Here is an 11,904-nt window from a genome sequence, read left to right as displayed (position 1 = left end):
GTTACAGATTTGAAAATTCATTTGGTCTGTGTGACGAAATACAGGAGGTCTGTATTTACAGCAGAAAGCCTGGGGGTAATTGAAAAATGGAGTCCCAGCTATTTTGCTATTTCTGTGGGTGGAGCGCAGCTAGAAGTCCTTAAACAATATATTAGAAATCAAGAAAAGCCGTCCTAGAAGGACGGGGCTTGAATCCCATTATTTTCGGTCAATGGTCAATTCTCAACCTACCTGTTGGCAGAAAAAACCCTTTCTGGGTAACTTATTCCCTACTTAGGGTCTGCTGAAGCGTCAAAATGATTAAATGAAGCGAAAATTATTTAAGAAATCATCCATGTTTGCAAACCTCTCAGAAACCCGAATGCACTGGATTCGCTGGGGATTGACCATCGCCTGGCTCCTGGTGATTGCGTCCCTATTTTACGATCCCTGGACTTCAGCCCTCACGGAACCGGATCATCCTTGGAGTCCCTTGCGACTGGCGGATACCTGTGTGGAAGTGCAGGGAGAATGTTTAGCCCAGCAACCCTATCCTTTAGGAACAACCCTCTTCTGGGGGGCAATTGTGCCGAGTGCCATCTTTATTTTATTAGTCTTTGGTCATGAGCTATGGCGGCGGATTTGTCCCCTCTCTTTCTTGTCTCAAATCCCCCGCGCTTTGGGATGGCAGCGTCAATTTAAGCGAGAAAACAAAAAGACGGGCAAAGTCCGCTATGAATTGGCCAAGGTTCAAGGCGATTCTTGGTTAGGTCGAAACTATGCCTATCTCCAATTTGGCTGGCTTTTTGTGGGGTTATGTGGGCGCATTTTGTTTTTTAATGCGGATCGCATCGTGCTAGCGGGCTGGGTTTTATTCACCATTGCCGTGGCTATTTTCGTGGGCTATTGGTACGGTGGTAAGTCTTGGTGTCAATACTTTTGTCCGATGGCTCCGGTGCAAAGTATCTACAGTGAACCGGGGGGTCTGTTGGGCAGTAAAGCCCATACCAGTGAACAATTGATTACTCAATCTATGTGTCGCACGGTGCTACCCGATGGGAAAGAACAAAGCGCTTGTGTTGCTTGTCAAAATCCCTGCATTGACATTGACGCGGAACGCACTTATTGGAACAGCTTAGATAAACCCGAAACCCAATTTCTACGCTATGGCTATGTGGGGTTAGTGATTGGCTATTTTAGCTATTACTATCTCTATGCAGGCAACTGGAACTATTATTTTTCTGGGGCATGGCTGGGACAAACGGATCAACTGGCTTCCCTCTTAAGCCCCGGACTCTACTTATTTGGGCAGGTGATTAATATTCCCAAATTAGTGGCCGTGCCGCTCGTGTTGGGGACTTGTACCGCTCTTGGCTATTGGGGGGGACGGTGGATTGAAAAACGCGCTAAATCCTACAGTCGGCGACATCACTCCCTAACGATTGAAATCCTGCGCCATCGAATTTTTACCCTCTGTACTTTTGGCATTTTCAACTTTTTCTTTATCTTCAGTGGTCGTCCCTTAGTGCAGCTTCTCCCGGTTGCGGTGCAATACCTCTATGACCTTGCTTTAGTCACACTCAGTACGCTCTGGCTTTATACCACTTGGCGGCGGAGTCCTGAGCTTTATTCCCGTGAAAATCTGGCTAATCGCTTCCGCAAACAGTTGGAAAAATTGCAGTTGAATGTGGGATCGTTTTTGGAAGGACGAGCGCTGAGTGATCTCAATACCCATGAGGTGTATGTGTTGGCGAAAGTGCTGCCCGGTTTTACCCGTGAGAAACGACATCAGGCCTATAAGGGGGTGGTGCGAGACGCTTTGGAAGAAGGTTATGTGAACTATTCCAGCAGTCTGGAAATTTTGCAACAAATGCGCCAAGAGTTGGGCATTACGGATGAGGAGCATCGGATTGTCTTGGAGGAATTGGGTATTGAGAATCCAGAGTTACTCAATCCTGATCGTCAACGTAGTTTAGAGAATCAGATTCGCTTGACGGGCTACCGGAAATCTTTAGAACGGTTGCTGCGGCTCCAACAGCAACAGCCCAATGCCACGGCATTAGAATCATTATCCTTAGAGGATTCTGAGGATGTGCGCTCCCTGCGCCGTCAATATTCCATCACCCCCCAGGAGGAAGAGTGGATTTTGAGTGGATTTTCTCAGGATGCCAGTTTGGTGAAAAAGGCGGAGTTTCTGCTGACTCAACTCTCTGCCTTAATTGACCGTTACCGCGCTATCCATCAACCCTTGTTGCGGGAACATCAAGAGGTGTTAACGTTGCTGCGGGAAAATATCAGTCACAAACAAGAACTGATTGTGCGATCGCTCCTCGAAACCCTCGAACAACTCCCCTCTGATCCCGCTGCCCTCACCCTAGCGGAAGGTTTACAACAGGCCTCCCCCGGGATTTTAGGAGAGCTTTTAGATCGGGAAAACTGGCGCGATCGCCTACCTCCCGAAATCCTGCAATATCTAACCCAGCCTGGAGCCACTACGGCGTTTTGTTCCCTTGACCTCTCCCCTGAAATCATTCTGGGTCATTTAGAAGCCCTGCTTCAAGATCCCAATCCAATGGTTCAGGCCGCCGCCCTTTACTTGATTACTCAAGGGGAGGCTGAACGGAGTCAGGCGATCGCCCGCCAGCATGACCATGAGTTCAATTCTCACCTGCTCCAGGAAATGGTAGAGCGTCTCCTATCTTGGTCTCCCTCCTCCCCCACTCACCCGACTCTCAGCGATTTTCCCAGCTTAGAAAAATCGGTTTATTTATTTAACAGCGATTTCTTCCACCGGATGCGGAGCGAAACGTTAATTGCTCTAGCAAACAGGGCAACGGTGAAAGTCTATAACCGAGGGGATGTCATCACAGAAGCGGGAGATACTTGCCGGGAACTCCTGTTATTAATTGAAGGGGATGCCAATATTCACTATCAAACCGGAGGGGAGATGGAAGTGGAGCAGTTACACCCCGGACAAACCCTAGACGAGCTAGAGGTATTAACCCATAGCCACTCGGAAAATACCATCGTGGCGGACAGTGAAACCACCCGCATCCTCGCCATTCCTGTGGATGCCTTTGATGATTTACTCGATCACGATCCTGACTTTGCCCGACGAGTTCTAGAGTTAGAAAGTCGCCAACTTCAGCGATTCGTGCGCTCAGTTCAGGTTCAAGGGTGATCTGTTTAGCCTTTTGTCTTCGGGAGTCGGTGGTCACTGCATCTCGACTTCCCTCAATAACCGCCCCGTCGAAGTGGAGTCGGGTGTCGGGAATCGGAAACAATTATCAATTGTCAATTATCAATTATCAATTATCAATTCCCCACTCCCCTGCTCCCCCTAAACTTCCTTTTGATTAAAAGCGACCATATAGCCCCGGAATCGTGTATTGAAACTCCATTAAGCCTTGATAGCCCGACTCTTGCGCCAATTGCTCCGGGAAGCGAATCCCTGAGATTAAGCGATCGCCAATTTGCCAAGTCGGGAACGATTCAATCCCCACCTCCCGGCAGAGTTCGGGGTTGCCATTTTTCCCCTGACTAGCACACTCGACATAATCAATTTTGGCAAATGCTTCCTTGCCAAACAGCAATTTTTGTTCCGCACAGTGAGGACACCAATAGGCTCCATACATTTTTACCCCTTGGGCCGTCAAATGTTCCGCCAGGGCAATTTCCGCCGCTCCTGATGAAGTCGTTACCGACCAACCAATCCCCGGTTCCGGTAAGGTGGTTAATTTGGGGATAGGGGTGCGACCATCGGTGATAGGGGGGGGCGTTTGGGCGTAGAGGAAACCCGCCCCCATCCAAATAATCACAGCCGCCAACAGACCATTGAGGACAATTCTCCCCAAGTTTTGCCAACTCCTCCCCCCCAGGGTCAACACCAAGAAACTGAGAGAACAAAGAGCGGAAATGGTACAGTACAGGCAAAACGTTTTCAGTTCAAAGACTAAAATAGACACTAAGTAGGCGCTAAAACTGGTCATGGCGATCGCACCCACCAGCAATCCTTGCCCTGTCACCTGCTCAAACCCTGCTCTCAGGCTTTTGTTTTCCACCGGGTCAATAATATAAGGACTCAGAGCCAAACCGCCCATCAGGGCATATGCACACAACCCGATCATTGTCAAGGGAACGCCCAATAAAGTCCCATAGGAACTGTCTAAAGCCGTTTGACAGGAACTGGCGGCCTCTGGAGAACCGACCAAACAGCTAACCGCCTGTCCGGTGAACTTCGCCCAAGTCAAGTATCCGGTGAGGGTCATGCCCAAAAAGGCGATCGCACCAATCACCGGGCGGATCCAAGATTTAAATACCATAACAGAGTCACTTTGTCTGAAAACTATTGTCTTTTTTGGCCAACTTCAACAATTCTTTATCAAAACGAGCAAGATTGAAGTATTTTTTACCTAACCTTCAACAATTCTTTACCCAAATCATTCACCCATCCTCTCAACCTTCTAGGGATTTTATTCTATGATCATAAATAAAAGAAAAACTTAAAAAAACATTAGGGATTGAATCCAATCCGTGAAAAGCCGATTTCCGAATAGTATTGTTTTAAACAAAACCAGATCTGATGTTGAGCAACTCACAGAGGAGCATCAACCACAGAAGCATCGAAACCCTCCCAATACACCAATGCACGGGGAACAGCCAACACCGAACAATTTAGAATCTATCTTAGGGATTTACCACAAGCAGCAGTTTACCGGGCGTTTAGATGTTGAAGTCAGCCCCGGACAGCAGTGGAGCTTATATTTGACCCTAGGGCGTTTTTCTTGGGCAACAGGAGGAATCCATCCCACCCGGCGCTGGCGTAGGCAAATGATTCGCAATGACCTACTCAGCAGTGCCAGCAAAGTCCGCCTGCGCCAAAATGACCGCTTTGAATGTTGGGATTATCAAGTCTTAACCCTACTCGCCCAGCGTCGGATTGCCAATGGGGAGCAAGTGATTGCCGTCATTCGCGGCACAGTCACCGAAGTTTTATTTGAGATTCTCCAGGCCACCCAACTGGCCACCTTAAGCCAAGTGGCCGCCCGTTCCCCAGATAAAGGAGGAGAATCCAACCCCAGCAACAGCAATGAATCCGAGGAAATCATTAAGATTGTTCCCGCTTTAGGCGTGCGCCCATCCAACACAGACACCGGGATTTTACCCCGCAACTGGACTTTAGAAATTCAGCCTGCCCTCGACATGACCCAAAAAGTCTGGGAACATTGGGCAAAGTCCGGTCTAGCCCTTTGTTCCCCCAATTTAGCCCCCGTCTTGACCCAGCAGGAGAAATTACAAGAAAAAACCTCCGCCCAAGTTTATAAACACTTAGTGGAATTAGTGAACGGGAAACGCACCCTACAGGATTTAGCCGTTTTAACGAAAAAAGACCTGTTAAGTTTAACCCGCTCTCTGTTGCCCTATCTCCGCGCCCATTATATTGGGTTAGTGGAAATTGCCGATCTTCCCCAACCCAATTTAAACATTGCCAATGCAGCCCGTCCAGCCGCAGAAAAACCCCTTTCCCCAGAACAGGATTTAGTGGTATGTGTTGATGATAGTCCCCAAGTCTGTCAAATGATGGAGGAATTGCTCACCAGTGCAGGCTATAAATGTATTACGGTTCAACAAGCGGTAGAAGCTTTACCCATCATTTTAAAGAGTAAACCTGCGCTCATTTTTTTAGACTTAATGATGCCTATTGCCAGTGGTTATGAAATTTGTACCCAAATTCGCCGGGTATCTTTATTAAAAGAAACCCCAGTGATCATTTTGACAGGCAATGATGGAATTGTCGATCGAGTGCGGGCGAAAATTGTCGGTGCAACCGACTTTTTAGCCAAACCAATTGATTCAGAAAAAGTCTTAGGGGTGCTGCGGAAACATACCAAAACAGCCAATATGGTTGAGTCATAAACAGTAGTCCATCAACAGTCCTTAGCAACCCATTATTCATGATAAATTCTAGCCAACCTATCTGAGTCGTGCTAAAAAGGCTCGTCTGCAATTTAACTAGGACAATAGCCCAAAGTTCATGTCTCATTAGGACTAGCTATAGCGTTTCCATTTGAGTTTTGTAATCCACAAGGGAAAGCAAAGGGAACAGGGAACAGTATACAAGGGTTACAAGGAGCTTGAAGTATTATGAGAAACTTCTCTGAGAGTCGATCAATGATTGGGAAACGCTATATATCAATACTCAATTGCTTGTTGCCAAAACTGGCACCACAGCAAATTTCTGATCAATTAAGAAAAAGAAAACGCTACAATTCCAAAAAGCCTTAAACAATTATGATCCCGTTATGGTTGCTTCCGCCGAACACCCCATAGATTTGATTTTATCTGAACTGGGTCGCTATGCTCAGGACAAGTTCACAGGCAAAGTGACTATTAACCTGACCGCCCAAAAGCAATGGGTGTTATATCTGAGTATTGGGCGCTTGGTGTGGGCAATGGGCGGCAAGCATCCTGTAAGACGGTGGCGACGGCATTTATTAAAACATTGTCCCCAAATTAACCCCGGTCAGATGTCCCTGCGACAAAATGACTTAACCGAATGTTGGGACTATAACATTTTGGTTTTATTAGTCCGTCGTCAACTATCCCAAACCGATCCGGTTTTAAGTACCATTCAGGGCATTGTGGGTGAAGTGGTCTTTGATATTTTACAAAATGCCAGCTTAATCCCCCGGGCTACCTCAGCCATTCCCGCCATTTCCATTCAAGAAGCCCCGGGGGTACGTCCTTCCCATCTAGGAGTGTTACAGAACTCCGTACTAGAGTTAGAGGGCATTGTGGACAAGGTACAACGGCAGTGGCAGCAGTGGGAAGCGGCCGGCCTTAAGAGTATTTCCCCCAATGTTGCCCCCGTGATTAATAGTCTGGCGGAGTTAGAAGAAGAAACCTCCCCGATGGTGTATAAAAACTTAGTCACCTTAATCACAGGAAAGCGTACCCTCCGGGATTTAGCTTGGATGATGAAACAAGACACCATTGATGTGACGCGCTCTTTAGTTCCCTATATCCAACAAAGAATTATCGGTCTTCATAGTTTACCCGACTTGCCCACCCCCAGTTTTCTCACCCCGCCCTCCAATACTGTCACCCTGCCCCAAGAACGTCGTCGCCCGACTCCCACCCCACCCCCTAAATCGGTTCATAAAGCCCTGATTGCCTGTGTGGATGATAGTCCCCAAACTCGTCAGGTGATGGAGGAGATTTTTACCGAGGCAGGGTATGGTTTTTTACCCATTGCCGATTCCCTCAATGCCCTGCCCTTACTGATTCAATATAAGCCCCAACTGATTTTTCTGGATTTAGTCATGCCCATTGCTAATGGCTATGAACTCTGCGCCCAAATTCGCCGAGTGGCTCAACTGGAAAACACCCCGGTTATTATCCTAACCGGACGGGATGGAATCGTCGATCGTGTCCGTGCGAAAATGGTAGGGGCTAATGATTTTATGTCTAAACCCATTGATGCAGAACGAATTTTAAAAACCGTACAGCGTTTCGTGGAAACTATAAGATAAGACGTTCCCCCTTAAGCTGAATCCGAAGTGGCCGGATGACCAATACCCTTTAGATTAATCACTATCCATTGCTCACTATGACTCAAACTTCTCCCTCTAACCCCTCCCCTACTGTGCCAACTCCCCCTACTCCCCCCTTGTTATTTGAAGGCAAGACTCCTGACAATGGGCGGCCAGAAGAAACCCATAACAACAACCCGAAATTAACCTTTCCCGATGCGGCGGGATCCCTGCGCAATACTCTAGAACAGCATTTTCAACAGGTGCGCTCCTCCTTAGCTCGGATTCGGGATCAAATGAGCCAGGCCACTAACTCAGAAACCCTGCTTAATCTGACGACGCAACACCTGCAAGAACTGACCCAAGCCTCACGGACGCTGGTTTATCGCTTCACCAGTGATAGTCAGGGGGAAGTGTTAGCCGAAAGTGTAGATCGGGGCTGGACTCCGGCGCGGGGGGAAAGCTTGCCTGTGGCGTTTTTTGGGGCGGAACATCAGGGGGATTATCAACGTTTGGACTGTAGCACCATTGATTATGTGGCAACCACCCAAGTCACGCCCTATCAATTACAACTGCTGGAGAAATTTCAAGTCCGGTCTAGTGTGAGTTGTCCTATTTTGCTCTCGGGGCAAATTTGGGGCTTGTTGACGGTGCAGCAGTGCAATGAAGCCCGGCGCTGGAATCAACAGGAGATTAATTTAATTGAGCAAATCGCCACGGCGCTGGCCTTGCATTTGGTGGCCTATGAATTTGGCGATCGCTTACAACAACAAGCGCGACGGGAACAAACCGTCGCCAAAGTGATTGACCGCATTCGTCGTTCCCTCGATATTAAAACCATTTTCCAAACCACCACCCAAGAAGTGCGCCAACTGCTCAAAGCCGATCGGGTGGGGATTTATCGCTTTAATAACGATTGGAGTGGGCGCTTTGTGGCCGAGTCTGTAACTGGGGGCTGGGCTTCTCTGATGCAAAACCCGCCCCAAGATGCCTTACTGCAAGAGAATAGCGAGGATTGTAACCTTCAGTTAATGATCGGCAGTAAAGACCCCAAAAATCGCCACATCAAAAACCGCTCGACGGGGGATATTGCCGACACCTATTTAGAACGGACGAAAGGGGGAACTTATACCCGAGGGCAAAAATTCCGGGTGACCAATGATGTCTACGCCAAAGACTTCCCCCCCTGTTATATTGAACTGCTGGAACGCTTTCAAGCCCGGGCCTATCTGACGGTGGGGGTGTATCAAGGGGATAAACTCTGGGGATTATTGGCGACCTATCAATGTTCTGGACCACGCAAGTGGGAGGAGGAAGAAATCGCGCTGGTGGGGCAAATTGCCGATCAATTGGGAGTCGCCCTCCAACAAGCCGCGTCTCTGCGCCAACAACGCTTACAGGCCGAACAATTAAAGCGGGCGGTGGAACGGGAGCGGGCGATCGCCTTAGTCAGCGATAAAATTAAACAATCCCTTGATACCCAGACGATCTTTAAAGTAGCCACTGAAGAGATTCGCAAGTTGTTAAAGTCCGATCGGGTGGTGATTTATCGCTTTAATCCCGATTGGAGTGGGCAATTCTTAGCCGAGTCTGTAGCCGGGGGCTGGTTATCCTTGATGAGCGCCCAAGACACCGATGAGCGCATTTTAGCCGGAACGAAGGGCAATATCGACACCGACGGCTGCACGATTAAACAGATGCGCGTTAAGGAATTAGCCGCCCAAGACACCTATCTCCAACGCACCAAGGGAGGCACTTACCGCCAAGGGGAAAAGTTCCGGGTGAGTAATGATATCTATAAATCTGGGTTTCCCGATTGTTATATTGAGCTACTAGAAAGTTTCCAAGCCAAGGCCTATATTACCGTTCCCATCTTTTTGGGGGATAAACTCTGGGGTTTATTGGCCAATTATCAATGTTCCGGGTCGCGAGTGTGGCAGGATGAGGAAATTAATCTGGTGGTGAATTTAGGGGGCCAGTTGGGAATTGCCCTACAACGGGCCCAAGATTTAGCCCAAGTGAAGGCCCAAGCGCAACGACTGGAAGAGGCGGTGAAACGGGAACGAACCATTGCTGTAGTCAGTGACAAGATTAAACAGTCCCTGAATACCGACACCATTTTCCGCATTGCGACCCAAGAGGTGCGAGAACTGCTTAAAGCTGACCGGGTGGGGATTTACCGCTTTAATGAGGACTGGAGTGGGGAATTTGTGGCCGAGTCGGTGACGGGGAATTGGAAGTCCTTGTTACGGGAGCAGTATGAGAATGAGAGCTTATTAGAAGCCACCAAGGTCAATATTGACACCGAAGGCTGCACGATTAAACAAATGACGACTAAGGAGGTTGTCACCAAGGACACCTATTTAGAACGGACGAAGGGGGGAACCTACGTTTCTGGGGATAAATACCGGGTTTGTCATGATGTGTATGGGGCGGGCTTTCCTCGCTGTTATGTGGAACTGTTGGAACGCTTTCAAGCCCGGGCCTATGTAACGGTGCCGATCTTTTTGGGTAAGAAATTATGGGGCTTGATGGCCAGTTATCAATGTTCGGGGCCCCGTCAGTGGACTTCGGAAGAGATTAATCTGGTGGTGAACTTGGGGGGGCAGTTGGGGATTGCTCTGCAACGGGGGGAAGATTTGGAGCAATTGCGGTTACAAGCCCAGAAGTTAGAGGAAGCGGTGGAACGGGAACGGGCGATCGCACTCCTTTCTGACAAAATTAAACAATCCACCGAGATTAAAACCATTTTCCGCATTGCCACCACCGAAGCCCGCAAGGTGTTTAAATCAGACCGGGTGGGGGTTTATCGGTTTAACCCAGATTGGAGTGGGGAATTTGTCGCCGAGTCGGTGGGAGCCGAGTGGTTGCCTTTATTGGGGGCGCAGTTTGAAGATGGGAGCATCTTGGACCAAACCAAGGCCAACATTGACACAGAAGGCTGCACGATTAAACAGATGCGGGTGTCTCAGTTAGCGTCCCAAGACACCTACTTACAACAAACTCAAGGGGGAACCTACCGTAAAGGGGAACAGTTCCGCGCCACGAATGATATTTATGAATCGGGATTTCCCCCCTGTTATGTGGAGTTATTGGAGAGTTTCCAAGCCCGCGCCTATATTACCGTTCCCATCTTTTTGGGGGACAAACTCTGGGGCTTAATGGCCAATTATCAATGTTCCGGGCCGCGCCAGTGGGACGACGCAGAAATTAAGTTAATGGTGCAGTTAGGACTTCAGTTAGGGATTGCCCTGCAACGGGCGTAGGATTTACAAACCTTACAGGAACAAGCGGAACAGTTAGCCCAAGCCGCCCAACGGGAAAAAGCCGAGCGCCAACTGCTGCAACGGCGCGCCATTGAACTGCTGTCGGCTGTGCGTCCAGCGTTGGAAGGGGATTTAACGGTGCGAGCGCCCCTCTCGGAGGATGAGTTAGGCACCATTGCCGATGTGTATAACAACACCCTGCAAAGTTTGCGCGCTATTGTCATGCAGGTGCAAACGGCCACGGCCCGGGTGGCGGAAACCTCGGCTGGGAGTGATGCCCAAATTCGGAACTTAGCGGCCCAAGCCCAAGAACAAGCTCAGGAGTTAAATGAGGCCTTGGCAGAAGTGCAGAAAATGGTTAATTCTACCCAAAATGTGACTCAAAACGCGGCGGCTATTGAGCAGGCGGTGCAGAATGCTAACCAAACGGTTCACTCCGGGGATGCGGCGATGAATCGCACGGTGGAGGGGATTCTGGCTATTCGGGACACGGTAGCCCAAGCCTCCCAGAAGATTCGGGAGTTGAGTGAGTCGTCCCAGAAAATTGATCGGGTGGTCAATTTGATTAGTGATTTTGCCACCCAGACTCAATTGTTATCCCTCAATGCGGCCATTGAGGCGACGCGGGCTGGAGAGTATGGCAAAGGGTTTGCGGTGGTGGCCGATGAGGTGCGTTCTTTGGCGCGTCAGTCGGCCAGTGCGACGTTGGAAATTTCCAACTTGGTGGCGGAAATTCGTCAACAAACCAGTGAGGTGATTAAGGTGACAGAGGCGGCCATTTCTCAGGTGAGTGTGGGGACTACGTTGGTGGAGGAGACAAAGGGAAATTTAAATGCGATCGCAGCGGCCACGGCACAGATTAGCGAGTTAGTGGCTGGCATTACCCAAGCCACAACAGCCCAGTTAGAACAGTCTAAATCGGTCACTCAAACCATGCGAGAAGTGGCGGAGGTGTCTAATAGTACCTCGATTGCTTCGGTGCAGTTGTCGAATACGTTCCAAGATTCTTTAGCCACGGCCGAACAGTTACAGGAGGTGGTGCGGCAGTTTAAGGTCAATTAGGGTTTGCTGAATAACTGGGCTAGGGAGCAGGGGAGCAGGGGAGCAGGGGGGCAGGGGAGCAGGGG

General features: G+C 49.1%; 7 protein-coding genes. 6 read left to right on the top strand and 1 reads right to left on the bottom strand.

Going from position 1 to position 11,904, the window contains the following annotated elements:
- Together K4A83_RS23585 and K4A83_RS19470 are read left to right on the top strand one after the other, a co-directional pair.
- The coding region (locus tag K4A83_RS23585) for a transposase (RefSeq protein WP_265266345.1) at nucleotides 1-177 on the top strand (177 nt) is incomplete at its 5' end.
- 157 nt (nucleotides 178-334) lie between these two features.
- A complete protein-coding gene (locus tag K4A83_RS19470) occupies nucleotides 335-3,160 on the top strand; it encodes a cyclic nucleotide-binding domain-containing protein (protein ID WP_265266344.1) in 2,826 nt (941 codons plus the stop codon).
- Between the two features lie 175 nt (nucleotides 3,161-3,335).
- Here the strand turns inward: K4A83_RS19470 and K4A83_RS19465 are convergent, their stop codons facing one another.
- Nucleotides 3,336-4,301: a vitamin K epoxide reductase family protein gene (locus K4A83_RS19465; RefSeq protein ID WP_265266343.1), complete on the bottom strand. Its 966-nt coding sequence runs from the start codon at nucleotides 4,299-4,301 to the stop codon at nucleotides 3,336-3,338.
- A gap of 322 nt (nucleotides 4,302-4,623) precedes the next feature.
- Between K4A83_RS19465 and K4A83_RS19460 the strand changes: the two genes are divergently transcribed.
- The 4 genes from K4A83_RS19460 to K4A83_RS19445 all read left to right on the top strand — a co-directional run bounded on the left by K4A83_RS19460 (nucleotide 4,624) and on the right by K4A83_RS19445 (nucleotide 11,839).
- A complete protein-coding gene (locus K4A83_RS19460; protein WP_265266342.1) occupies nucleotides 4,624-5,895 on the top strand; it encodes a response regulator in 1,272 nt (423 codons plus the stop codon).
- A gap of 386 nt (nucleotides 5,896-6,281) precedes the next feature.
- Nucleotides 6,282-7,511 carry a response regulator gene (locus K4A83_RS19455; protein ID WP_265266341.1) on the top strand — a complete coding sequence of 410 codons (1,230 nt, stop codon included), beginning with the start codon at nucleotides 6,282-6,284 and terminating at the stop codon, nucleotides 7,509-7,511.
- A gap of 77 nt (nucleotides 7,512-7,588) precedes the next feature.
- Nucleotides 7,589-10,777: a GAF domain-containing protein gene (locus K4A83_RS19450; protein WP_265266340.1), complete on the top strand. Its 3,189-nt coding sequence runs from the start codon at nucleotides 7,589-7,591 to the stop codon at nucleotides 10,775-10,777.
- Between the two features lie 108 nt (nucleotides 10,778-10,885).
- On the top strand, nucleotides 10,886-11,839 hold the full coding sequence (locus K4A83_RS19445; protein ID WP_265266339.1) for a methyl-accepting chemotaxis protein: 954 nt from the start codon (nucleotides 10,886-10,888) through the stop codon (nucleotides 11,837-11,839).
- The last annotated feature ends 65 nt before the right edge of the window (nucleotides 11,840-11,904 follow it).

This window comes from Spirulina subsalsa FACHB-351 (assembly GCF_026130165.1).
In the GTDB taxonomy this organism is placed as follows: domain Bacteria; phylum Cyanobacteriota; class Cyanobacteriia; order Cyanobacteriales; family Spirulinaceae; genus Spirulina_A; species Spirulina_A subsalsa_A.
This window is presented reverse-complemented; position numbering and strand designations above follow the sequence as displayed.